Raw genomic sequence first — 23,070 nt, forward strand, 5'->3', positions numbered from 1 at the left:
CGCCGGTATCTCTACTGTACAAGAGAAAGATTACATGCGCGAATGAGCGTACATTATGTTTTCTTTTTAAGAAACGTGACGTAATTTCCCCGGAAACTTCACGTTTCGCTAGGAAATATGCGAAGTATACGTGTATTTGTAGAGATTTTACGTACGAAAGGCCCCCCATTCCAATTTCTACTAATCTATAATTACTCTTATATCAATCGATGTAGCAACTCTACCATCACCAAAGAGCGGTGATGGTAGAGTTGCTAGACCTAAGCGGCAGTCACCCTCCCTTGCGGGTTTGCGCCTGCCGCTTAGGTGAACCTTTTTGGGCAAATTCAGTGGAGTATTTTTGTGTTTGTCTCTTTGTTTATTCTATTGAATGTAAGTTGGGTGGGCAGAATATATTTGGTTTTTAAAAACGGGTAAAGGGGAGATTGAATGAAGGCGATGGTTGGGGTAAATGTGGCGGCGGCTGTTTTGTGCGGGGCGGTGATGTATGCGGGGACGCAGCACTGGCAAGAGCAAACGGAAGCGCAGGCAAGTGAAGTAAAAACTGCTGTTGTACATAAAGAAAAACAGTTTTCCGATGTATCTGCTTATACAAAAAATCTTCCAGACTTTATCACAAAACAAATCCAGTCATCTATCGCAAATAAAAAACCTCTAACTCTTGTGCTTGCCACATCCGCAAAGGAAGCAGAGTGGCCTCAGCAGTTAAAAAAAGAACTAGCAGCTACATATGGACGTGATGTATTTACGGTCAAAACACTTTCATACGGCAGCCAAACAACCGATGAGCTTTTATCCTCACATATTGCCGATCAAATTGATCAACTTCAGCCAAACATTATTCTGTTTGAAGCACCTCTTAAAAATGACTATCAGCACCTTACGCTAGATGAGACGCTTGAAAATACAGACAAGCTGATTCATCAGCTTAAAGACTTGAAGAAAACCCTTATGATTCAGCCGTCACAGCCATATATTTCACAAACTGAGTCCTACGAAGAAGGGGTAGAAGCGATCAGAGGAGTATCTGAAGCAAACTGGGTATATTATATGAATCACTCGCTCATTTGGCCGTTTCATTTAGGAGAGTATATAAATAAAGACAGCGGCAATTTAACGAAAAAAGGAAATGAGGTGTGGGGGGAATATGTTGTGAATTGGTTTACAGGAGAATAAAAAGATAAGCCCTCTTTCAAAAGAAAGAGGGCTTGTTTTTTACAATTTTGCTAGATTGTGACTTTTTCTCGTTTTATAGTAGTAATTTTTGGTATCTCTACACTTATAAAGTTTAAAGCCAAAAATCTCTAAAGGGGTCCAAACCTTTTTGATGTTTACGAGTGGCATTACAATTCTCCATTCTGTTCTTTATAAAAGTTCTATTGTTTCATTATAAAGAACTCAAGAGGGATAGTAAATACTATAAAGAACAGTTTATCTAAAAAATTCTTTATAAAGAATTTTTTGGGATTGTCATTTTTGACATATAAACATTTAGAATTGCTTGTTCTGCGATACAGGCGATAATCAATTTATATATTGATGAAAAGATAGATGATAAGATACTAACCCAAGTCTTTAGAACAAGACGATCAAACTATCGCTCATTTTTAATAGGAGTGATTTTTATCATAGCCCAAGCTGCATATTCTTGTTACATTAACGTTGTGAAAAACATCACAAAATAAAATGCAAAGGATGATCTAAATTAAAACGTAATTAGACCACTTATTTTTTTTCTTGCTGTTAAAGTAATGGAATCGCATACATACCGTAACTGTGTTAGATAATCTGACACATAAGTTGAACGATTCAGAAAATTCATATATCTTAAGTATATCTTTAAAGATGCATAGAAAATATATCTTTGAAACAAGCAGGTATAGACGCCAGGGGAGGAATGGAAGATGCAAAAAAAGAAACTCGTATTGATTGGAAATGGAATGGCTGGAGTTCGAGCGGTTGAAGAAGTATTGAAGGTTTCAAACGAAGCGTTTGAGATTACGATTTTCGGAAGCGAGCCGCATCCGAACTATAATCGTATTTTACTATCAAAAGTGCTGCAAGGAGATACGAATGTTGAAGACATTACGTTAAACGATTGGAACTGGTATCAAGAAAACAATATTACATTATATACGGGGGAAACGGTTACTAGTATCGATTCAGTAAAAAAAGAAGTAGCGACAAACAGCGGCAGAGTAGAATCATATGATGAATTAATTTTAGCAACGGGCTCTCTTCCTTTTATTCTTCCGATTCCAGGATCAGATAAAAAAGGAGTTACGGCTTTTCGAGATATAAAAGACACGGATGAAATGCTGCAGGCATCTCAGCAGTATAAAAAAGCAGCGGTTATTGGAGGCGGACTGCTTGGGCTAGAAGCGGCGCGGGGACTGTTAAATCTAGGGATGGACGTATCTGTCATTCATTTAGCTCCGTATTTAATGGAACGTCAGCTCGATCCAACAGCCGGCAAATTGCTTCAAAACGAATTAGAAAAACAAGGCATGAAGTTTTTGCTTGAAAAACAAACGGCGGAAATCGTCGGCAATGAACGAGTTGAAGGATTATCTTTTAAAGACGGTACGTTTTTAGAAGCTGATTTAGTCGTAATGGCGGTTGGAATTAAACCAAATGTTCAGCTTGCAAAAGAAGCGGGACTTAACGTAAATCGAGGAATTGTCGTGGATGATTATATGCAAACGGATATCCCAAACATCTACGCTGTCGGAGAATGTGCAGAGCATAGAGGAATGGTATACGGGCTAGTAGCACCTCTGTATGAACAAGGAAAAGCATTAGCCAAAGCGATTTGCGGGGCAGAAAAAGTGCCTTATGAAGGATCGGTTTTATCAACGCAGCTAAAAGTATCAGGTGTTGAAGTGTTTTCGGCAGGCGACTTCATGGAAGATGAAGAGAAAAAAGCGATCAAAGTGTTCGATGAACAAGACGGCATTTATAAAAAGCTTGTTCTGCGAGGCAATCAAATCGTAGGAGCCGTTCTTTTTGGAGACAGCAGCGACGGAAATCGACTGTTTTCAATGATTCAAAAGCAAGAAGACGTATCAGATGTCGCAAAAGTGTCGATTTTACAGCCATCTGGCGGTAACGCGGGTGAAAGTTTAGTAGCAAGCATGAGCGCGGATGATATTATTTGCGGCTGTAACGGCGTAACAAAAGGTACGATTGTGGAAGCTATCCAAAAACAAGGATGCTCATCGGTTGATGAAATCAAAGCTTGTACAAGTGCCTCTCGTTCTTGCGGAGGATGTAAACCGCTTGTAGCGGAAGTGCTTCAGCATACTCTTGGCGCTGACTTTGACGCTACGGCTCAAAAAGAAGCGATTTGCGGCTGTACGACTCTGTCACGAGATGAAGTTGTCGAAGAAATCAAAGCAAAAGGCCTTTCGCATACGCGTGAAGTTATGAATGTACTCGGCTGGAACAATGAAGAAGGCTGTTCGAAATGCCGCCCGGCGCTAAACTATTATTTAGGTATGGTGAATCCAACCGGATACGTTGATGAACGCGAATCACGATTTGTGAATGAACGCATGCACGCGAATATTCAAAAAGACGGCACGTATTCTGTTGTTCCTCGCATGTACGGAGGCGTCACAAATGCAGAAGATTTACGAAAAATTGCAGATGTTGTTGATAAATATGAAATTCCGCTCGTAAAAGTGACGGGTGGTCAGCGTCTTGACTTGTTTGGTGTTAAAAAAGAAGATTTGCCTAGCGTATGGGAAGAATTAGATATGCCTTCTGGCTATGCGTACGGCAAGTCGCTGCGCACGGTGAAAACATGCGTCGGCGAACAGTTTTGCCGTTTTGGCACGCAGGATTCAATGGGCGTTGGGATTGCGCTTGAGAAAAAATTTGAAGGACTATGGACGCCTCATAAAGTGAAAATGGCTGTATCTGCTTGTCCGAGAAGCTGCGCTGAGTCAGGTATTAAAGATATTGGCTTTATTGGAATTGACGGCGGCTGGGAAATTTACGTGGGCGGAAATGGAGGTACGCATCTTCGCGGCGGAGATTTGTTGTATAAAGTAAAAACAGACGAAGAATTGATGGACATCACAGGAGCGTATTTACAGTATTACCGAGAAACGGCTAATTACTTAGAGCGTACGTCTGCATGGATTGAGCGCATGGGACTTTCACACATTCAATCAGTGCTTGATGACGCGGAGACGAGAAGAGAGCTGAATATGCGTATGGACGAAGCGTTATCTACGTACCGTGATCCTTGGAAAGAAATCGTCGAAAGCAAAAAAACGAAAAAAGAGCTGTTCGAAACAGTTGTCACATCATAATGCTGGGGGGAAATAAAGATGGTGAATAAAAACATTACAAAAGTATGCGTAGGGTCGATTCATGATTTTCCGGTAAGCCTGGGTAAAACAGTGAAAGTAAACGGAAAAGAAATTGCGGTGTTTAAGCTATCAAGCGGAAAAATACGGGCAATTGAAAACCGCTGTCCGCATAAAGGCGGGGTGCTAAGTGAAGGAATCGTGAGCGGCGACTCGGTGTTCTGTCCGATGCACGACTGGAAAATTTGCCTGCATGACGGCAACGTACAAGAGCCTGACAGCGGCTGTGTAGACACGTACGAAGCGTCTGTTGAAGGAGATTTGCTGTATCTTTTAATTGAAGAATAAGTAACGAGGCGCGTTGATTTTCAACGCGCCATAAAAATTCAAGGGGACACACTAAAAGGAGCGAAGCAAAATGCGGACAGGAAAAGTGTACATTGTAGGAGCCGGACCAGGAGATCCAGATTTACTAACGATAAAAGCAGCCAAATGTTTAGAAAAAGCAGATGTTATTTTATATGACCGACTAGTGAACCCTGTTCTTCTTCAGTATGCAAAAGAAGGAGCCGAACTCGTCTACTGCGGGAAAAAGCCTGGTGATCACTGCGTTTCTCAAGACGATATTCATGATTTGCTTGTATTCTACGCAAGAAAAGGAAACACCGTTGTGCGGTTAAAAGGCGGAGATCCGTTTATTTTCGGAAGAGGCGGGGAAGAAGCAGAAGTGCTCGTTCAAAACGGAATTCCGTTTGAAGTCGTTCCAGGTATTACAGCAGGCATCGCGGCACCGGCCTATGCTGGAATTCCTGTGACGCATCGTGAGCTCAGCCGTTCGTTTGCGGTTGTGACGGGACACTGTTTGAGCGGCAAGCCGGAAAGTATTCGCTGGGAGCATTTAGCAAAAGGTGTTGATACGCTTGCGATTTACATGGGCGTTAAAAACTTGCCGTATATTTGCCGTCAGCTTTTAGAGGCGGGGAAAAGCGCAGATACGCCGGTCGCTCTTATTGAACAAGGCACGTCGGTTTATCAGCGCACGGTTATAGGCACGCTTGGCACTATTATAGACACGGCTGCGGAGCAGCAAGTGAGCAATCCTGCGATGATTGTGATTGGTGAAGTGGTGAAGCAAGCTTCTGCTCTTTCTTGGTTTTTGGAAAAATCAGAAGAAAAAGTATGCGTCTAAGATGAATAAAAGGAGGGAACGTTTTTGCTTAAGAATTCACTGCAGTCAATGAATGAGTTAGCCCGTGAAAAAACGAAGCTTGTCAATGATTATTTGCCGAGTTATTTGCTGTTAGCTGTGCTTGCGGGTGCTTACGTGGGACTTGGCGTTATATTAGCTCTATCGGTAGGAGCGCCTTTAGCTTCTGCTTCTTTACCGGTCGTTTCTCTTGTGATGGGGTTATCATTTGCTGTTGCTCTCTTGCTTGTCGTATTTGCAGGAGCTGAATTGTTTACGGGGAATCATATGGTTTATACGGTCAGTACGTTATCAGGAGTCACGACATGGAAAGATACGTTCAAAAACTGGACGTGGTGTTTTATCGGAAATGCGATAGGTGCGTTTGGGCTTTGTTTGTTAATTACCGGAACCGGTTTGTTTAAAGGAATTGAACCGAACCATTTACTCATGACGCTGGCAGCTAAAAAAATGAATTTGCCGGTTAGTGAATTATTTTTCCGCGGCATCCTTTGCAACTGGCTTGTTTGTCTTGCGATTTGGACGGCTTCGCGCACTAAAAGCGATGCGGCAAAGATCATGCTTATTTTTTGGATGCTTTTTGCATTTGTTGCTTCAGGATACGAGCACAGCGTGGCAAATATGACGTTTCTTGGCCTAGCTTTACTGCTTCCGCATCCAGATGCGATTTCGGCTGCTGGACTATTTCATAATTTAATTCCTGTTACGCTCGGAAACATCGTAGGGGGAGGAGTGTTTGTAGGAAGCCTCTACTGGTTTGTGAACGCTAGGCAGCTAAAAGAAGCTAAAAAGCAGCCGGCTTCTCTCTCAGCTGACTTGGATTCTGCTAAACTTTCTAAATAGCAAAAAAACCGCTCTTTGTACCATATAGTCTGCTTTTTAAAGCTATCATCACGGTATTTTAGAGCGGTTTCTTCTATATAATATAAACTGCTTAAAGCGTATTCACATCTATACGTATCGAACAAGCAGTATTGTTCTTCATTTTATAGAAACAGGAAGTCTGTGAGAATTGAATCCGGACAGATTCTGTTGAAATGAATATGTGAGGGTGCAGATATCATCGAAGAGGCAGAGGGCATCTTAGAATTTTAATGTTGTTTGGCATTTTATGCTCTTTTTGAGCTTCCTTAAAGCAGTTGTACATTGCTTTGCTGCCTAAATGATTAGCGGAGTGAATCGTAATTCGGTCGGCATATAAATGATGTTTTACCATAAAATGCACGAGCATTAATCCATTCCGTGTCTTGCTGAGTAAATCGTGATCGAGTGACAAATGTTCAACATCGAATGATCTTAGCAGATCAATACATTCGTCAATCGTTTCGGCTAAAACATGACCGTCAGGGCATTTGCGATAGTCGTCTAGAAAAACATTGATTTTCATGACTGATTCTCCCTTCCTTGCCTTGTATTTAGTGTAACATACATAATGTCATATACCTACCTAAGTCTATTCGACACATTTTCCTGCATTCCTTCTTAAATAGGGGTAAAAACACGAATTTTTATCATTATTTGCATATCTGAGGCGAATAAACAGGAAATAAGGAAAGAGATGTCGAACGAAAAATGAATAGATAAACAGTTTAAACTGGAAATTAACTTTTTTTATTCCGCGATCTTTGCGTAAGAGAGTCATTTTAATCCTAGATTTGACAAGGGATGAAAGGGGTTTGACCCATAAAAGATTGTCAGAAAAAAACTATAATTTGCGATTTTTTTAAAATAAATTGGAAATTTCTCTTTACGAAAAAGATGTTTGGGACGTATAATTTGATTTAAGGATTTTTTGGAACATAGTATGACAATATGACAAAAAAGAAAAGTAAGGTGAATAGAATGGGTAAGTTATTTAGTATCGGTGAAGTATTAATTGATATGATTCCAGCTCAAAAAGGTCTTCAATTGAAAGAAGTGGAATCGTTTACGCGTGTGCCAGGCGGAGCGCCGGCAAACGTTGCAGCAGTTGTTGCTACATACGGTAATGAGTCAGCGCTTATTACAAAAGTTGGAGAAGATGCGTTTGGAGACTTTCTAGTAGATACGCTTCGTGAAGTAGGAGTAGGTACTGATATGGTCTATCGTACAGAAGAAGCAAACACAGCTTTAGCTTTCGTTTCTCTGCGTGAAGACGGAGAAAGAGATTTCAGCTTCTATCGTAATCCTTCAGCAGATTTATTGCTAACAGAAGACGAAATTAACCCTGATTGGTTTGCAAGCAACGATGTTCTTCATTTCTGTTCGGTTGATTTAGTTGAAAGCCCTATGAAATACGCTCATATGAAAGCGATTAAAAGCATGAAAGAAAAAGGCGGAGTTATCAGCTTTGATCCAAATGTACGTCTTCCGCTGTGGAAAGATCATGAGCTATGCCGTCAAACAATTTTAGAATTTATTCCTCAAGCGCACATTGTCAAAATTTCAGACGACGAGCTAGCGTTTATCACAGGAATTGAAGATGAACAGCAAGCGATTCAGTCTCTATTTACAGGTGACGTTCAAGTAGTTGTGTTCACAAAAGGTGCAGAAGGCGCAACGCTTTATACAAAAGAAGCTGTCTATGAATCAAACGGTTACAAAGTAGCAGTTGTTGATACAACAGGTGCAGGAGATGCGTTTATTGGCGGATTCCTTTATCAGCTATTAAGCCGCGATGTGTCACAAGAAAACTTAACGGCTATTCTTGACTCAGACCACGATGCTATTTTGCGCTTTGCCAATGCAAGCGGTGCCTTAACGACAACTGGAAAAGGTGCAATCAGTTCCATTCCAGCCAAAGAAGTAGTAGAGCAATTTTGTAAGCCTGTAGCTAACTAAAATGAAAAGGCTTTATCTCTTCTTATTTTCAATCAGCAGAGGCGCTCGTTTCTGCTGATTGCAGATCACATAAGAGGAAGAAGCGAGCTGCGGAGCAAGAAGAAAAAATTTTTTTCTGTTTTTAAAAAATAATCAAAAAAATTTCTAGCTAAACGATAAATGTTCGTGTTAGTATAATACGAGCAGCAAAAAGTAGCAGTTTTACCACCATTTATGAAAACGTTATATATTTATCGATGTAGAACATTTGGGGGGATATTCAAGGGGGAATAAGCGAGCGCGTAGCCCTTGGTGAAAGAAAAGCAGCAGGTCGTTACATACGATGTACATAGATTAGAAATAGGAAAGTAGGTTAAGAGAAAGATGGATATTTTGCTAGGTGTTCTTCCTTCCGTTGCGTGGGGAAGCATGATTTTAGTTAGTATGAAGATGGGCGGTGGACCTTACAGTCAAACGCTTGGAACAATTATTGGAGCTTTAATTCTTTCATTTGTTCAGTTTATGATTGTTCAGCCAGTGTTAACGCCAACGCTTGTTATTGTCGGAATTGTTTCAGGTTTGTTCTGGTCAGTAGGTCAAAGCAATCAGTTTAAAAGTGTTCCATACCTTGGGGTTTCAAAGTCAATGCCGATTTCAACGGGTATGCAATTAGTATCAACAGCTCTTTTTGGTGTTATTGTATTTAAAGAATGGTCAACGCTTCAAACGATTGTACTTGGATCTATTGCGATTCTTTTAATACTAGCAGGCGTTGTGCTTTCTTCATTAGACGGTAAAAAAGAAGGAGCACAAGGGACTCCGGGACAAACGAAAAAAGGAGTTATCACTCTTATCATTTCAAGTCTTGGATTCTTAGTTTACGTCGTTATCGCACGTATTTTCAACGTAGACGCATGGGCAGCACTATTCCCGCAAGCAATTGGTATGTTAATTGGCGGTTTAATCATTACATACAAACATAAGCCATTTAACAAATATACGATTCGTAATATCTTACCAGGTCTAATTTGGGCATCTGGAAACATGTTCTTATTCTTATCTCAATCAAGACTAGGCGTAGCAACAAGCTTTTCATTATCGCAAATGGGTATTGTTATTTCTATCTTTGGCGGTATTGTCTTCTTGGGAGAAAAGAAAACAAAGCGTCAATTATTCTATGTATCTCTTGCGAGTGTGCTGATTATTTCAGGCGGTATTTGTATCGGCCTCGCAAAAGCCCATGCTTAATGTATCGATGTAGAAAAACCCCCATGGCTAAAGTGCAGCCATGGGGGTTTTTTTAGACCTAAGGTTTTGAGGCACCCCTTGCGGGGTAGCCTCAAAACCTTAGTCAAAGTCAAGATCAAAACCTTAGTGCTCTTCTGAATTTCAAAGCTGTATGTTCCTGTTGAGGGTTTCTCATTCTTAAGGCGGAATGTTTTTCATTCTTTGTTAGGAAGCTGTTCGGTGTGAGATGGCTTATAGTAGTAGAAAAGGATGGAGGAGAGGCTATGATTAAGAGTATTTATGAGACGCATGTACAGGTACGGAGTTTGGAGAATTCAATTGAGTTTTATAGACGTCTTGGGCTGACGTTTGTTCATAAAATTGAAGAGCGGCGCTGTGCTTTTTTCTTTATTGGGGAACAAAAGCAGATGCTCGGGCTTTGGGAAACAGACGAAAAAGAGCTGAAAAGAAGTCATTTTGCTTTTGGAATTGAAGCAGCAGATATTCATGAAGCATTAACATGGCTGCGTTCAAAAGGAATTGAACCGGAAGAAACGTCGTTTGGAAAACCGCAAACAGAGCCGATTGTTCATACGTGGATGCCAGCGGCGTGCGTGTATTTTAATGATCCTGACGGCAACCGCTTGGAGTTGATTACGCTTTTGAATGATAAGCCTGTCGTATCTAAGGATTTTCCCTATTTAAGTGAATGGAACAAAGAGTCCAAGACGAAATTATTCTAGCTCAAGTGAAAAACGAACCATTGATCAAAATGTTTGATTAGCGGTTCGTTTTTTTAGTTATGGTAAACGTAGGTTTGATCTGTTTTGTTCCTTCTAGCAGTTGATTGGAGGGCAAGGCGTAGACTCCTGCGGGAAAAGCGAAACAGGTGAGACCCCGCAGGAGCGCAAGCGACGAGGAGGCTCAGCGGCCGCCCGCGGAAAGCGAAGCCTTGCATGGAAATTAACTGCGGTGTCATAAGCGATCTATATGAGCTCGTGTATCCCATTTGTTCGTCTTTAGATTGGATTCATTTCGTTATGTCTCAACCTTTTTTGTGTATCATAAACGCAAGTTTGACATATTTATAAACATATAATATATTTGTTTATAAATTAATAAACAAAATATAGAGGTGTCTATTTATATGGTAAACGATTTGTTTTGGGAATCATCTTTTGAAGATATGAAGAAAGGGTACGGGGAAAGCGAAGAGCACTACCACTGCTTACTGTGCGGTGAAAGCATTGAAAAAGGCATTATTTATCCGGTGGAAGGTGTTTTTTATGAAGCAAAACGTTATATGAAGCTTCATGTGGAACAGCAGCACGGGTCTGTGTTCCAACATTTAATAGCGCTAGATAAAGAGGTAACCGGTCTTTCTGATCATCAAAAAAATTTAGTGAAGTTTTTTAAAGAAGGAAAAAGCGATAGTGATATTCAAAAAGAAATGGGAATCGGCAGTTCATCGACCATTCGGAATCACCGCTTTACGTTAAAGAAAAAGGAGCGTCAGGCCAAAGTGTTTTTAACGCTGATGGAACTGTTGAATGACGGAGAAGAAGAGAAGAAGCTACCGGCATCCACTGCAGCGCCTAAAAGAAGTCAGCGCTGCAGCATAAGTGATGAAGAACGAGAAAAAATTTTAGCGAAGAATTTCCCGCAAGGTTTAAACGGACCGCTTCGTACTTTTCACTTGCAAGAAAAACACCGTCTTGTTGTTCTTGAAGAATTAAGCGGGCATTTTGAGTTTGGCACAACGTATACGGAAAAAGAAGTAAATGATAGGTTAGCACCTTTTTATGACGACTATGCCGTGCTGCGACGCTATTTAATTGAGTACGGTTTCTTAGAGCGCAGCGCAGACGGAAGCAGCTACTGGAGAAAAGGAGAGACAGGGATGAGTATGGACTCAAAAGGCTATAAAAAGCAAATGAAGCAGCTAGCGAAAGAAGTAAAAACAGAAGGCGGCGTGTATCAAATAAAAAACCTTCACAACGATAAGATTTACATTGGCTCTACGCCCAACGTCAAAACGTTAAACGGCGTAAAGTTCACGTTGAAGACGAACACTCATCAAAATAAAGAGCTTCAAAACGAGTGGAATACGTACGGAGCAGATGCTTTTTCAATTGAGATGCTGGAAACGATTAAAAGAGAAGAAGAAAAAGCACTTTCAAAAAAGGATTTGCTGAAACTGGAAGCGAAATGGTTAGAGAAGCTGCAGCCTTACGGCGAAAAAGGCTATCATTCGCCTAAAGCTGATACAAAGGAGAAATAGGTGTGAAGAATCAAGATGTTAAAAGTGAAGTAGTGGAATCAGAAAAATCCGTCAGTAAGCTGATGCTTGTGTTTTTGATTCCGCTCATGTTAAGCAACGCCATGCAGTCCGTTGGGCAGCTGGCGGGAAGTATTATTGTCGGAAGAGCGCTTGGCGTTGATGCATTAGCAGCTATTTCCGCTTTTTTTCCTCTGTTTTTTCTGCTCGTGTCGTTTTCAATTGGAATTGGTTCAGGAAGTTCGATTTTAATCGGGCAGGCGTACGGGGCACAAAATGAAAAACGAGTGAAAGAAATTATCGGTACCACGCTCACGTTTACCTTTTTAGTCGGAATTGTGCTTGCTGTTTTGGGAAGCATATTTGCTCCGGATATTCTTCGGATTATGGGAACGCCGGCTAATATTATTGACGTAACGGTTCACTATGCGCGCATTTTGTTTGTGGCAATTCCTGTTTTGTTTTTATACTTTGTTTATACGACGTTTATGCGCGGAACCGGAGACTCTAAAACGCCTTTTTACTTTTTAGTTGTGAGTACGGTCTTAAATATCATTTTTCTTCCGATTTTAATTTTTGGATGGATCGGAGTACCAAAGCTTGGCGTGTACGGCGCTGCGTACGCAACGGTGTTTTCAACCGTATTAACGTTCATTATTATGGTTGTTTATTTGCGCAAGAAAAATCATCCGTTAAAGTTTGACTCATCTATTTCATTAAAAATGGACGGAACGCTTTTAAAGCTGCTTATGCGTTTAGGAATTCCAGCTAGTATCAATATGATTTTAGTTTCTCTTTCTGAAATTGCGGTCATTACGTTTGTAAATGGATTTGGCTCAGACGCTACGGCAGCTTACGGAGCGGTGAACCAAGTGGCAAGCTATGTACAAATGCCGGCAATCAGCTTAGGAATTGCCGTTTCTATTTTTGCGGCGCAGTCGATTGGCGCCAATAAATTTGAACGTTTAAAAGAAGTGATTCGCTCTGGAATTATGCTGAATTACGTCATTGGCAGCGTGTTGATTTTACTTATTTATCTCTTTTCCAATCAAATTTTAGCGCTGTTTTTGACCAGTCAGCATACGCTCCGTATTGCCGAAGAGCTGTTAGTGATCACGCTTTGGAGCTACTTGATTTTCGGTCATGCACAAATTATTACCGCTACGATGCGAGCAAGCGGTACGGTGCTTTGGCCTACGGTATTTAGTATTATGGCTATTTGGTGTGTAGAAGTGCCTGTAGCTTACGTGTTATCGCAGTTTACGTCTCTTGAAATCAAAGGGATTTGGATTGGGTATCCAGCGGCGTTTGTGGTCAGCTTAATCCTGCAGTACAGCTATTATCAATTTGTATGGAAGAAAAAGAAAATTGAACGTCTTGTCGGATAAAAAACGAGTGGAAACGCTCGTTTTTTATTTTTTTTAATTAAAACACCCTTATCAAAAAGTTTTAATAGGATAGTGCATATAACTTTTTAATGAAAAGAGGGTATGACACTATGAGTAAATCTGGATTTGTGCCGGATAATTCAAATATCAAAAAAAGCTCAGGAACGCCTAATCTGTCAGTAAACTATAAGCAAAACGTCCTGTTCAAACGAAATGATCAAAATATAGCGTATCAGCTAACCTCAACTCAGCTGCCTGCCATGCTCGGAGGAGCGTTTGTTGATTTATATATGACAAAAGGGCATATGAGAGAACCGCACTGGCATCCAAATGCTTGGGAATTAGATGTCGTCGTTTCAGGTGAAGTGCAGGTGTCTATCTTGGACCCTGATACAAGCAGCATGCACAATTACCAAATAAAAGAAGGGGAAGTTGTTTTTATACCGATGGGCTGGTGGCATTGGATTGAACCTCTATCGGAAGAAGCGCATCTTCATCTCTTTTTTAACAATGATCAATTTGAGTCTACAGAAGGATCCGACGTGCTGCGCTTAACGCCTCCGATGGTGTTTCAAAAAGCATACGGAGTAAGCGCAAGCGAAGTAGCAGAAGCCGTCGCGCCGATTACGGATACAGTTGTGATTGGACCGCCTCATGATCATTCTTTTTATCAAAAGAGCTATCTCAAAGACGAACGGGATGAAAGAATTGTGGTGAAAATAAATGAAAAAGTGGTGCCTGCTGAAGATAAGTAGCAAAAAAGAGGCTGGGATAAAAGTCTTCTAGGCGAAGTGAAAAACGAACCATGAATCAAAATGTTTAATTCACGGTTCATTTTTCTGTTATGGTGAACGTAGATTTCATCTGTTTCATTCCTTCTAGCAGTTGATTGGAGGGCAAGGCGAAGACTCCTGCGGGAAAAGCGGAACAGATGAGACCCCGCAGGAGCGCAAGCGACGAGGAGGCTCAGCGGCCGCCCGCGGAAAGCGAAGTCTTGCACGGAAATCAACTGCGGTGTCACAAGCAGTTCAGCTTATGTATCTCCTTTGGTCGTCTTTAGATTGGTTTCATTTTGTTGTGTCCCAGCCTCTTTTTCGTGAAGCGTTTTTTATAAAAACAGCTCGCTGCGTTCTAAGTGCTTATACAGCCGCGTTGTGACTTGCTTTTGGTTCCATTCGTTTTGCGGAAACTGCTGCTTGTCTACGTGAGCAACGGCCGGCTTGTAGGTTTTTTGAATCCGTTTGATATCATTAAACGTTGCGTTGGTTTCAATGTGATCAGCCAGCGTAAATACAAGAGAATGCAGCTTTGCAACGTTGGGTACCGTGGCTGCTTGACTGAAAATGGCTTTTGCTACAGACAGCTGCCTTTCATGGGCAGTAAAGACGTCTTGTTCATTACGCTCCTTTAAATAAACAAGCGCTTCTTTTCCGTTAAGGCGAATTGATCCTTTTGGAAAAACAATGTTGCTGTGTTCAAAAGCACGTTTGTTTGTGACGATAATGCCGCCTAATTTATCTACAGCATCGACGACTGCCTGCTGATCCATTTTGACATAATAATCCACAGGAAGCTTTGCGTATGCTTCGACTTTCTTTACAACAGCATTCATATTTCCTTGGTGATAAACAGTTCGCAGCGTTTCATCGCCGAGCTGAGTTGACCCGGGCAAGTGGGTCATTTTTATTGATTCATGCTGCTTATTAACAGTCATATATACAAATGACGTATTTTGATGGTTTTCTTGAATTAAAAGCAGGGAAAACGGTTGTCCTTTTTTTAGATTGACGTGTGTTTTGTTACCATGCTCAAGCGGTACATACGTTTGATCAACGGCAGCTTTCACCGTATGATAGCCTGCAAACGTGATGCTGACAAAACTGACGAGTAAAAATAGTACGAGACCGCCAATCCACTCTTTTTTTGCTTTGCTGCTCATCGTCTCACCTTTTTCTATCGAATTCGTTCGTAGTATTGCCATCTTAAAAGGGGAGTAAAACAAATGAGCGCTATTTTTATTGCGTATCTTGCTTTTTCTTGGCGTAGGTTTTGAGTTCTGTAATTAAAATTGCTTGTTCTTCCACATCGTTAAACGCTTCAATGCCATAAAGGTATTCGGTGTGCCGTTTTTCTTTCCACACGCAAAGTCCGGTAATATGGATGGGTTTTTCATTTAAATAAAAGCTGATTTTTAGCTGAATTTGATGGTTGAAAATAGGTAAATCAAGCGGCGTAATTATTTTGATTCCTTTTGGTGAAAGGTCGATAACAGACAAAGGACCGGGCTTAGAATCAATTTCTTTGTTGTCGTATTTAGCAATGGAAAACGTTCCAACAATGGGAGTCTCAAATAAAAAGCGAAACGGTTCTTCACGTTTAAAATGCATGTATCATCAGTCCTTTTCGTAATCTAAGTTTGTTAAGTAAGTATTCGATGAAAGTCTAAAAATTCCTACACGTTTTTCCCCATCACCCATATAATGTTTATCGATGTAGAATACTACCATGGCCAAAGACCGGCCATAGTAGATATTCTAGACCTTTGTGGGAGGATTCAGGGGGTCTTAGTTATCGATTGCCGATTGTGAGTACGATCGGATTATTAAATAGCGGGTATACTAGTAGGGCTTTTATAGTAGCGGAAGTTTTGTTTGAAACTTTAAATAGAGAGGGAAAGGTTTTGAAAAAAGCGCTACGCTAGAGTTGGATTGTATGTTAAAATTAAACTTTGTGAAGTAGCTGTATTACAAGTCAGCGTTCCTTCAACTAATTAGGAGGTGAGATGAATGGGCACTGATGACCCCATTTCGATGAAGGTTACTGCAAAACAAGATAGGGGCAGCAAAGGTGTATGTGTTCCTCTCATTTCAACGAAGGAAAATACTCCTTAATGCCTCAATGATGTGAGGTGAAAAATCAATGATTAAAACATACTTATATGATGATGAAACAAAAGAAATGGTAACGAATCTTGATTTAGGAGACGTGCATGAGAAATTGCGCAATCCTGATAATTTGCTGTGGATTGATTTGTATGATGTCCACGGACAAGAGCTTGCTCAAATTGCTAAATTATTCGATTTTCACCCATTGGCGATTGAAGACTGCTTACACGACAGTCCTCGCGCTAAAATGGATGATTACGAAGACTATAAATTTTTCGTTTTTCACGCGCTTCGCTATAATGAAGAAAGTGATGACGAGATTACGACGCTTGAGTTAAATGCCTTTGTCGGATCAAATTACGTAGTAACAATTCATAAACATAAAATGGGCTGGCTTCGCAAAATGGATGCTGTATGCTCACGCTATCCAAAGTTTATGAACCGCGGCGCCGACTTTTTATTATATGCTTTGATTGATGGCATCACGGACGAATACTTTCCGATTTTAGACCGAATCGACATGCGTATTGATGAATTAGAAGACGAAATCTACAACAAAGAAGTGCGCGGAGTGACGGAAGAGTTCTTGGCGTTAAAAAGAACGATTATCTTAATCCGGCGCGTTATTCTGCCTCAGCGCCGAATTTTCTTAACGGTGAATGGAAAGTGGAAATTCGATATACGAGAAGAAAATGTTCCTTTCTACATTGACTTGCTTGACCACTTAGAGCGTATTGTAGACTCTGCCGAAACGTTTAGAGACCTCGTAAACAGTGCGCTTGATACGTATTATTCTATTACCAATGCAACTTCATCTGAAAAGCTGAACGTCTTAACGTTAATTTCAACGATTATGCTTCCGCTAACGTTCGTAACCGGATTTTTTGGAATGAACGTGCCGATTCCATATCAGAATTCCCACTGGGCTACTGCTGTTATTATTGTTATGTTAATTGTGTTAACGTGGGGAATGTGGAAATACTTTAAAAACAAACAGCTGCTATAACAAAAAGGCACTTGGCCATAAGCCAAGCGCCTTTTTTCTTTATTTTGTCACTGTTTTTGTTGTTGCCTTACTCGTATTGTTCGCTTTGTCTTTTGCCGTTACGCTTAAGACTGTTTTTTCTTTTTGTTTTTTAATTTTTACTGAGTATTGTCCTTTGCTGTTAGCAGCAGCAGAGCCGATGCTTTTTTTGTTTACTGTTACCGTTACGGTAGCATTTGCTTCTGCCTTACCTGTTACAGCCGTGCTTTTTGTTGTGACAGCATTTACGCTTGGTGCAGCAGGGGGAGTTTTATCGCTCACTTTTACAGTCGTAGCTTTACTTGTGTTGTTGGCTGCGTCTGCTGCTGTTACACTGATTGCTGTACCTGCTTTTTGTTTTTTAATTGTTATGCTGTACTGACCTTTTGCATTGGCTTTTGCTTTGCCGATTTCTTTGTTGTTCACTTTCGCTACAACAGATGCATTTGCTTCTGCTGTTCCTTTAATAGCTGTATCCGCGTCGCTGACTGGATTCACTTTAGGTGCATTTGGAGCAATAACGTCACGCACCGTTACTTTTACTTCTTCACTTTCTTGCTTTTGGCTGTTTGTAGCCGTGATATACAAGACTGTGTTTTCTTTTTGTTTTGGAATCTTCACTTTGAACGCGCCTTTTGCATCAGCTTTTGCCGAAGCAATCACTTTTTTAGCGCTGTTTTTAACATTTACCGTAAAATTCGCTTTAGACGTTCCTGTTACGTATTCATCTTTATTCGTCACGGCTTTTACCGCTGGTTTGGCAGGTGCTTTTTGAACAACTGCACGAATGCTCGTGCTTGCTTTTCCGTTTGTTACAACCACTTGTAAAACGGTATCAGCTTTTTGAGCTGGAATGTTCACAGAGAACGTATTTTTTGCATCAGCTTTGGCAGTGCCAAGTGTTTTTGAGCCGCTCATTACTTTAACAGTTGAACCGCTTTGAGCTTTACCTGTAACAACTTTTTGCGTGCTGACAAATGTATTTACCTGCGCTTGCAGCTGCTGTGCACTTACCGCGCTGTACGCATTTAAACGTCCCCATCCTGATACGTAATCGTAGCCTGGAGCAGGGGGAGCTGCTGGACTTTCTTCATCATCGTATACAGGAGCATCTTTTTCATCAAACTTAATATCTTTAGCTGTATCCGTTAGGCGTTTTTCAACGTCTTTTGGCTTTAAGCCTGGGTTTTGGGATAGCAATAATCCCGCAACGGCAGCTACGTGAGGTGTTGCCATTGATGTTCCGCTTAAGTAAGTAACGTTTCCGTCTGGAACAAGACTTGGAATATCAGAGCCAGGAGCTGTAATATCTAATCCTTTTCCATAGTTTGAGTAGTCAGATACGATATCTAAACGGTTTGATGCGCCTACTGAAATCGCATAGGCAGATGAAGCAGGGTAAGAGAGTTCTTCCATACCGTCGTTTCCGCTTGCTGCTACAACCGTTACGTTATGGTCGTATGCATATTTTAATGAATATTCAAGCACGCGGCTGTAAGATCCGCCAAGGCTTAAGTTAATGACTTTTGCACCGTGGTCAACCGCATATTTAATACCGTACGCAATTTGTTCTGTATCTCCGCTTCCAGATGCGTCTAGAATTTTAACCGGTAAAATTTTTGCATGAGAATTAATACCGGCCATTGAATAGTTATTGTTTGCAGAGGCTGCGATAATACCTGCTACGTGAGTTCCATGTCCATTGTCATCAGTTGCATTTGACGAACGATCCACATAGTTATAGCCTGTTTTTGTATCCACCACGCCTTTTAAATCAGCTAGTGATGAATCGACGCCCGTATCCGCAACGGCAATAACCGTATCTTTTAACTTTTGACCGTTTAGTAATTTTTCAAGTGATTCGTATTGAATATCGGCATGCTGAGTACCGTCATTTTTACCCGTGTTATTTAATGACCATTGATACGGATATTGTGAATCCATTGAAAGAGCGTGGTACTCTTGAACCGGCTCGATAAATTCAGTTTCAGGAAGTGCCTGAATTTGTTTTGCCGTCATTTTACCTTGAGCAGATGACGTGCTGAAGCTTTTTCCATTGCTGTCATCTAATTGAATAACAAACATATTATCAAAAGAAGCAGCTGATTGTTTTAATGGATTAATAGATTCAATGCCTGCTGATTTTGACTGTGCTTTTGTTTTGAATGATTTAGCATTTGCACCATCTTTTATTTTAACAATATAGCGAGTTTCCGCTTTTGTTGAAACGCTGTTTGCGCTGACTAGTTTAGCTCTTACTAATACAGACGATACGTTTAAGTCCGTTACGTCTTTTAATTTTGTCTGCGCTGCTACTTTTTCTAAATCTTTCTTTAAAGCAGCCGGCACGGATTTATATGCGATGCTGTATAAATCATTGATTGCTTTTTGATCAGCACTTGTAATCATGTACGTGCTTGATGCGCCGTTTTTCGCCACATCTGTAAATAGACCCTTTAGCTGAACTAAATCTTTGTATACTTGTTCACGCATCGATTTATCAATAATCATTTTAGAGCTGATAAACGGAGCGGCTTTGTAGTAAAGAGAAGAAAGGTCTTTTCCGCTTGCTGTTTTTGAAAGCACAGCGTCGCGAATCGTACGCAAATCTTTTAAAATACCTTTTCCGTTTTCTTTTTGGCTTGTACTCAATTCAGCCGGGCATTCTTCTGCCTCCATTTGAGAAGGGGGAAGTGAAGCGCCTTCATAGCTGATTGTGTAAGGAACTTCTGTTTTTAATTCCGGTTGAGGTTCAGAAGGTGTTTTTCCATCTTCTTCTGTATCGTCTTCGATGATGATATCTTCATCTCCATAATACTCAACTTTCACATAATAAGGGCCAGTCCAGGCGATTGGAAAATCTAGCTGAGCAGGCTCGTCTTTGTAGGAGTATCCCATATAACGGTCAAATGCCACGTTGTTTTTGGCATTTTCAAGACTAGAGTAAACTGTGATGTTTACTTCATCATCACTTTGAAGCCTAATTCGGTAGTGTGAAAACTTTGCTACATCTTGTTTAGAAGGATTAATTTTGTACCAATGTGCTTGTTCTGGTTCTGTAAATGTTCCTTTTGCTGCTTTGCCAATGCTTAATGTTTTTTCATTAGCAGGAGGATTGCCTGCTGCTTGTGTTTTCAGTAAGCCCAATTGGCTAAAACACAAGGTGAACATTAAAGCAAAAGCAATAAAACGATAAATTGACCCTTTTTTCATGTTAAACCTCCAAAAAATATAGTAAAAAACAGGAATTACATACCTATTAAACCATAAAGTTTAAAAATTTGTAAATAATTACTGTTGCTTATTTTGATATTTTGTCAAGTTATTAATCTCATAGGATAAATGGTGAGATAAGTCCTAGTTGCAAAAAGTAGAAAAAATTGGAATAATAAAGGTTGAGCCTATTTATAAGAGGCGAGAGTATGCTGAAAAGGGAAGAAGGGAATGAGAATTATTTTTAAAAGCAGAATCTGTTGGAGAAAATCTAATCGGTTTCTTTTTACCTGTGTTTATAAAGAGGAAATCGGGCTATATAAATAAAGATTGGAAAAATTTTCAGTCTAATTAAGTTCATTTGTAGCATATAATACGAGCTGGATTTCTTTTATAATAAACAAAAGCAAAGAAAGAGCAAATGGTGAAAAGGAGTGAAAGAAGTTGTCAAATGTGATGCAACGACAGGAAAAACGAATGAAGTTTGATGCCGAACAGCTTGCACCCCTTGATATTGATAAAGAGATAAAGAAGTTGCTAACAGAAAAAGGATTGCCAAAAGAAGCTTCACCATTTCTAGAGTTCGTTTCATCAAAAGGAAAGCTAACAACGCTATGCGAAACATTTGAGTTATCATCTCGCTATCAACACTATTGGTTTTTAGGAACAACAGGCGCCGGAGATCCAATTTGTCTGCACCACAAAAACGGTTCTGTTGTACTGCTCGATACGTCCAACGATGACTGCGAGCGCTTTATTAATACAACTTTTCCACAGTTTTTAGCATGCTTAGATGTGTTTGAAGAACTGGTAGAAGAAACGATTCAAGCGAACGGAGAATCTGCATACTTAGAGCGACACATTCCTGCTGAGGTGCTTCAGCGATGCAAAAAACGAATGAATGAAATTGATGAAGCTTGTTTAGCCCCTTATTCTTTTTGGTTCAAAGAACTTTCTTTTTAATATAGTAGAAAAATAGACATGACCATTTTGGTCATGTCTATTTAGTTGTGGCTGCAGGGCTATTAATATAGATAGAATAAATAAAAATGATAGTATATAATGGATATAAATTCCTTTTTTAAAGAGGGAGGAAGGTGTAAATGATTTCTTTATTTGGATTAATGGGTGCTTTCTTTGTACTGCTGTTTGGTGCGTCGTATTTCTTCTATAGAAAGAACTCGCCCGTGCAGTACGGGATTTCACTTAGCAGCATGCTAATAAGCATGTTTCTATTTCTATATAGCATATTTGGAGTTGGCGGCTTTGAAGGAAGGGGTCTTGGTGCTTTAGCGGCTGCTTTGTTCTTGGCGTCGGTTCTGAGCTTGTTCGTCAGCGTTCTTTTTACCATCATAAATAGACACAGGAAAGGTGCTGTTTGAAATGGGAGAAATAACCTTTAGAGAAGCAGTCCGGGAAGATTTAGATAAAATTGTTGAAATGCTCGCTGATGATATGCTTGGAAGCAAACGAGAGCGCTACGAATTACCGCTTCCAGCCTGTTATGTTCAAGCATTTCAGGCAATTGATGCGGATTCAAACAATGAACTGATTGTCGCATGTAAAGATAGTAAAGTAATAGGTGTTCAACAAATAACCTTTACGCCCCACATTGCACGACAAGGCGGGTGGAGAGCAACGATTGAAGGAGTTCGAACAGCTTCATCAGAGCGCGGTAAAGGGGTTGGATATCAGCTGATTACATGGGCGATTGAACGAGCGAAAGAACGTAATTGTCAGTTAGTACAATTAACAACGGATAAAGAGCGGTCAGAGGCTTTGCGTTTTTATCAAAAGCTTGGATTTACTGCTTCTCATGAAGGATTAAAGCTCCATTTATAATAGGCTGCTAATGGTTATAAACATAAAGAATAATAAGTATGACAGCAAGAGAAGAGGTTGAGACAAAACGAAATTAAATTAATCGAAAGACGAACAAATGAGATACATGAGTTGAACCGCTGGTGACAACGCAGTTGATTTCCGTGCAAGACTTCGCTTTCCGCGGGCGGCCGCTGAGCCTCCTCGTCGCATACGCTCCTGCGGGGTCTTCGTCTTGCTCTCCAATCAACAGCTAGAAGAACGAAACAAATGAAATCTACGTTCACCCTCAACAAAAACACTTTTGTCTCAGCCGCTTTTCTACGTCTAGCTTATTGCAAGAAACTAACGGAAATTGTTTTTAATAAATGTTTTTTCGTCCGATTCGCTGAGTCTGCCCGTTGCTTCTCCAATGTTGCCTCCTTGAAGAGTCCAAAAGTAATTATGATCTTCTACTACCGTACTAAAATCATTATTCTCCCATTTAGTTAAGATTTGAAGAAGCTGAGCTTTATGTTCAAATTCATTCATTTCTAATACATGTTTAACTTTTTGAATATTAGCCGAAGTCATTTCGACTGCGCCCCATTTATCAGGAGAATATACTTTTTGATGAGTCATTTTGTGCATCGTTTCAATGACTGTTTCTTCAGTTGTAGATTGATTCAGTTCAACTTCGGGCTCAGGCGTTCCTCCTATATAAGAAACTTGCTCTTCTAATTGTTGGTCTTTTTCCTTACTTTCTTTAGCTGATGGAAGGGCAGATTTAGTATGGAAAGCGCTAATCAACCCAACACCTAATGCAATAATGACCGTACAGCAGGCTGCTATAAATGTCCAAAATAGGATCTTCTTCATAAAACGTTAGCTCCTCACTTCATAAAAAATATGTATATATACCTAACTATGTAT

22 protein-coding genes are annotated in these 23,070 nt (G+C 40.3%); 17 read left to right on the plus strand and 5 right to left on the minus strand.

Features of this window, described 5'->3' with window-relative positions; all coding sequences use genetic code 11:
- Window positions 1-429: 429 nt before the first annotated feature.
- The 5 genes from ACOZIR_RS15035 (at window position 430) to ACOZIR_RS15055 (ending at window position 6,366) form a co-directional block, all read left to right on the plus strand.
- A complete protein-coding gene (locus ACOZIR_RS15035; protein WP_328120824.1) occupies window positions 430-1,176 on the plus strand; it encodes an SGNH/GDSL hydrolase family protein in 747 nt (248 codons plus the stop codon).
- A 728-nt stretch (window positions 1,177-1,904) separates the two neighbouring features.
- Window positions 1,905-4,319 (plus strand): nitrite reductase large subunit NirB, encoded by a 2,415-nt coding sequence (gene nirB / locus ACOZIR_RS15040; RefSeq protein WP_045293084.1) that lies wholly within the window; start codon window positions 1,905-1,907, stop codon window positions 4,317-4,319.
- Window positions 4,320-4,337: 18 nt separating this feature from the next.
- The gene (nirD, locus tag ACOZIR_RS15045; RefSeq protein ID WP_013055862.1) at window positions 4,338-4,664 is read left to right on the plus strand and encodes a nitrite reductase small subunit NirD; all 327 of its coding nucleotides are present in this window, start codon (window positions 4,338-4,340) and stop codon (window positions 4,662-4,664) included.
- 70 nt (window positions 4,665-4,734) lie between these two features.
- Window positions 4,735-5,505 carry a uroporphyrinogen-III C-methyltransferase gene (cobA, locus tag ACOZIR_RS15050; RefSeq protein ID WP_045293082.1) on the plus strand — a complete coding sequence of 257 codons (771 nt, stop codon included), beginning with the start codon at window positions 4,735-4,737 and terminating at the stop codon, window positions 5,503-5,505.
- A gap of 24 nt (window positions 5,506-5,529) precedes the next feature.
- The gene (locus ACOZIR_RS15055) at window positions 5,530-6,366 is read left to right on the plus strand and encodes a formate/nitrite transporter family protein (protein WP_080890195.1); all 837 of its coding nucleotides are present in this window, start codon (window positions 5,530-5,532) and stop codon (window positions 6,364-6,366) included.
- A gap of 217 nt (window positions 6,367-6,583) precedes the next feature.
- Here ACOZIR_RS15055 and ACOZIR_RS15060 read toward each other — a convergent pair whose 3' ends face one another.
- On the minus strand, window positions 6,584-6,910 hold the full coding sequence (locus ACOZIR_RS15060) for a cyclic-phosphate processing receiver domain-containing protein (protein ID WP_014461165.1): 327 nt from the start codon (window positions 6,908-6,910) through the stop codon (window positions 6,584-6,586).
- Between the two features lie 455 nt (window positions 6,911-7,365).
- Between ACOZIR_RS15060 and ACOZIR_RS15065 the strand changes: the two genes are divergently transcribed.
- The 8 genes from ACOZIR_RS15065 to ACOZIR_RS15100 all read left to right on the plus strand — a co-directional run bounded on the left by ACOZIR_RS15065 (window position 7,366) and on the right by ACOZIR_RS15100 (window position 14,373).
- Complete coding sequence (locus ACOZIR_RS15065; protein ID WP_016763311.1) at window positions 7,366-8,343, plus strand: carbohydrate kinase family protein; 978 nt, start codon at window positions 7,366-7,368, stop codon at window positions 8,341-8,343.
- A 363-nt stretch (window positions 8,344-8,706) separates the two neighbouring features.
- Window positions 8,707-9,570 carry a GRP family sugar transporter gene (locus ACOZIR_RS15070; RefSeq protein ID WP_014461163.1) on the plus strand — a complete coding sequence of 288 codons (864 nt, stop codon included), beginning with the start codon at window positions 8,707-8,709 and terminating at the stop codon, window positions 9,568-9,570.
- A gap of 263 nt (window positions 9,571-9,833) precedes the next feature.
- Window positions 9,834-10,292, plus strand: a complete 459-nt coding sequence (locus tag ACOZIR_RS15075) for a VOC family protein (protein ID WP_328120827.1) — start codon at window positions 9,834-9,836, stop codon at window positions 10,290-10,292.
- Window positions 10,293-10,392: 100 nt separating this feature from the next.
- Window positions 10,393-10,530: a hypothetical protein gene (locus tag ACOZIR_RS15080; RefSeq protein WP_169746671.1), complete on the plus strand. Its 138-nt coding sequence runs from the start codon at window positions 10,393-10,395 to the stop codon at window positions 10,528-10,530.
- A gap of 166 nt (window positions 10,531-10,696) precedes the next feature.
- Complete coding sequence (locus tag ACOZIR_RS15085; protein ID WP_045293080.1) at window positions 10,697-11,830, plus strand: DUF2087 domain-containing protein; 1,134 nt, start codon at window positions 10,697-10,699, stop codon at window positions 11,828-11,830.
- Between the two features lie 62 nt (window positions 11,831-11,892).
- A complete protein-coding gene (locus ACOZIR_RS15090) occupies window positions 11,893-13,215 on the plus strand; it encodes an MATE family efflux transporter (RefSeq protein ID WP_310878130.1) in 1,323 nt (440 codons plus the stop codon).
- Between the two features lie 110 nt (window positions 13,216-13,325).
- The gene (locus tag ACOZIR_RS15095) at window positions 13,326-13,970 is read left to right on the plus strand and encodes a cupin domain-containing protein (RefSeq protein ID WP_328120828.1); all 645 of its coding nucleotides are present in this window, start codon (window positions 13,326-13,328) and stop codon (window positions 13,968-13,970) included.
- A gap of 130 nt (window positions 13,971-14,100) precedes the next feature.
- On the plus strand, window positions 14,101-14,373 hold the full coding sequence (locus tag ACOZIR_RS15100) for a hypothetical protein (RefSeq protein ID WP_080890194.1): 273 nt from the start codon (window positions 14,101-14,103) through the stop codon (window positions 14,371-14,373).
- Here the strand turns inward: ACOZIR_RS15100 and ACOZIR_RS15105 are convergent.
- Window positions 14,324-15,154, minus strand: coding sequence for an LCP family protein (locus ACOZIR_RS15105; protein WP_045293075.1), 831 nt, complete (start codon window positions 15,152-15,154; stop codon window positions 14,324-14,326). The genes ACOZIR_RS15100 and ACOZIR_RS15105 overlap by 50 nt on opposite strands.
- A gap of 76 nt (window positions 15,155-15,230) precedes the next feature.
- The gene (locus ACOZIR_RS15110; protein WP_034270461.1) at window positions 15,231-15,602 is read right to left on the minus strand and encodes a PilZ domain-containing protein; all 372 of its coding nucleotides are present in this window, start codon (window positions 15,600-15,602) and stop codon (window positions 15,231-15,233) included.
- 532 nt (window positions 15,603-16,134) lie between these two features.
- On the opposite strand from ACOZIR_RS15110, the gene corA reads away from it, so the two are divergent.
- Window positions 16,135-17,106 carry a magnesium/cobalt transporter CorA gene (gene corA, locus ACOZIR_RS15115; protein WP_013055874.1) on the plus strand — a complete coding sequence of 324 codons (972 nt, stop codon included), beginning with the start codon at window positions 16,135-16,137 and terminating at the stop codon, window positions 17,104-17,106.
- A 39-nt stretch (window positions 17,107-17,145) separates the two neighbouring features.
- On the opposite strand, the gene ACOZIR_RS15120 is transcribed toward corA, so the two are convergent.
- Window positions 17,146-20,337, minus strand: a complete 3,192-nt coding sequence (locus ACOZIR_RS15120) for a S8 family peptidase (RefSeq protein ID WP_328121581.1) — start codon at window positions 20,335-20,337, stop codon at window positions 17,146-17,148.
- 453 nt (window positions 20,338-20,790) lie between these two features.
- Between ACOZIR_RS15120 and ACOZIR_RS15125 the strand changes: the two genes are divergently transcribed.
- From ACOZIR_RS15125 to ACOZIR_RS15135, 3 genes are all read left to right on the plus strand, one after another.
- Window positions 20,791-21,300 carry an SUKH-4 family immunity protein gene (locus ACOZIR_RS15125; RefSeq protein ID WP_224358185.1) on the plus strand — a complete coding sequence of 170 codons (510 nt, stop codon included), beginning with the start codon at window positions 20,791-20,793 and terminating at the stop codon, window positions 21,298-21,300.
- Window positions 21,301-21,440: 140 nt separating this feature from the next.
- Complete coding sequence (locus ACOZIR_RS15130) at window positions 21,441-21,719, plus strand: YesK family protein (RefSeq protein WP_045293068.1); 279 nt, start codon at window positions 21,441-21,443, stop codon at window positions 21,717-21,719.
- Between the two features lies 1 nt (window position 21,720).
- Entirely contained in the window at window positions 21,721-22,179 is a 459-nt protein-coding gene (locus ACOZIR_RS15135) for a GNAT family N-acetyltransferase (RefSeq protein ID WP_045293066.1), read from the plus strand.
- 324 nt (window positions 22,180-22,503) lie between these two features.
- Here ACOZIR_RS15135 and ACOZIR_RS15140 read toward each other — a convergent pair whose 3' ends face one another.
- A complete protein-coding gene (locus tag ACOZIR_RS15140) occupies window positions 22,504-23,016 on the minus strand; it encodes a DUF6241 domain-containing protein (protein ID WP_045293065.1) in 513 nt (170 codons plus the stop codon).
- Window positions 23,017-23,070 lie beyond the last annotated feature (54 nt).

It is taken from the genome of Priestia sp. D3YE.R1 (assembly GCF_049199565.1).
In the GTDB taxonomy this organism is placed as follows: Bacteria; Bacillota; Bacilli; order Bacillales; family Bacillaceae_H; genus Priestia; species Priestia aryabhattai.

Excerpts from the sequence above, each read along its gene's own strand:
- ACOZIR_RS15035 (WP_328120824.1), top strand. The coding sequence starts at position 430 with ATGAAGGCGATGGTTGGGGTAAATGTGGCGGCGGCTGTTTTGTGCGGG.
- nirB (WP_045293084.1), top strand. The coding sequence starts at position 1,905 with ATGCAAAAAAAGAAACTCGTATTGATTGGAAATGGAATGGCTGGAGTT.
- nirD (WP_013055862.1), top strand. The coding sequence starts at position 4,338 with ATGGTGAATAAAAACATTACAAAAGTATGCGTAGGGTCGATTCATGAT.
- cobA (WP_045293082.1), top strand. The coding sequence starts at position 4,735 with ATGCGGACAGGAAAAGTGTACATTGTAGGAGCCGGACCAGGAGATCCA.
- ACOZIR_RS15060 (WP_014461165.1), bottom strand. The coding sequence starts at position 6,910 with ATGAAAATCAATGTTTTTCTAGACGACTATCGCAAATGCCCTGACGGT.
- ACOZIR_RS15065 (WP_016763311.1), top strand. The coding sequence starts at position 7,366 with ATGGGTAAGTTATTTAGTATCGGTGAAGTATTAATTGATATGATTCCA.
- ACOZIR_RS15070 (WP_014461163.1), top strand. The coding sequence starts at position 8,707 with ATGGATATTTTGCTAGGTGTTCTTCCTTCCGTTGCGTGGGGAAGCATG.
- ACOZIR_RS15075 (WP_328120827.1), top strand. The coding sequence starts at position 9,834 with ATGATTAAGAGTATTTATGAGACGCATGTACAGGTACGGAGTTTGGAG.
- ACOZIR_RS15085 (WP_045293080.1), top strand. The coding sequence starts at position 10,697 with ATGGTAAACGATTTGTTTTGGGAATCATCTTTTGAAGATATGAAGAAA.
- ACOZIR_RS15090 (WP_310878130.1), top strand. The coding sequence starts at position 11,893 with ATGCTTGTGTTTTTGATTCCGCTCATGTTAAGCAACGCCATGCAGTCC.
- ACOZIR_RS15095 (WP_328120828.1), top strand. The coding sequence starts at position 13,326 with ATGAGTAAATCTGGATTTGTGCCGGATAATTCAAATATCAAAAAAAGC.
- ACOZIR_RS15105 (WP_045293075.1), bottom strand. The coding sequence starts at position 15,154 with ATGAGCAGCAAAGCAAAAAAAGAGTGGATTGGCGGTCTCGTACTATTT.
- ACOZIR_RS15110 (WP_034270461.1), bottom strand. The coding sequence starts at position 15,602 with ATGCATTTTAAACGTGAAGAACCGTTTCGCTTTTTATTTGAGACTCCC.
- corA (WP_013055874.1), top strand. The coding sequence starts at position 16,135 with ATGATTAAAACATACTTATATGATGATGAAACAAAAGAAATGGTAACG.
- ACOZIR_RS15120 (WP_328121581.1), bottom strand. The coding sequence starts at position 20,337 with ATGAAAAAAGGGTCAATTTATCGTTTTATTGCTTTTGCTTTAATGTTC.
- ACOZIR_RS15130 (WP_045293068.1), top strand. The coding sequence starts at position 21,441 with ATGATTTCTTTATTTGGATTAATGGGTGCTTTCTTTGTACTGCTGTTT.
- ACOZIR_RS15135 (WP_045293066.1), top strand. The coding sequence starts at position 21,721 with ATGGGAGAAATAACCTTTAGAGAAGCAGTCCGGGAAGATTTAGATAAA.
- ACOZIR_RS15140 (WP_045293065.1), bottom strand. The coding sequence starts at position 23,016 with ATGAAGAAGATCCTATTTTGGACATTTATAGCAGCCTGCTGTACGGTC.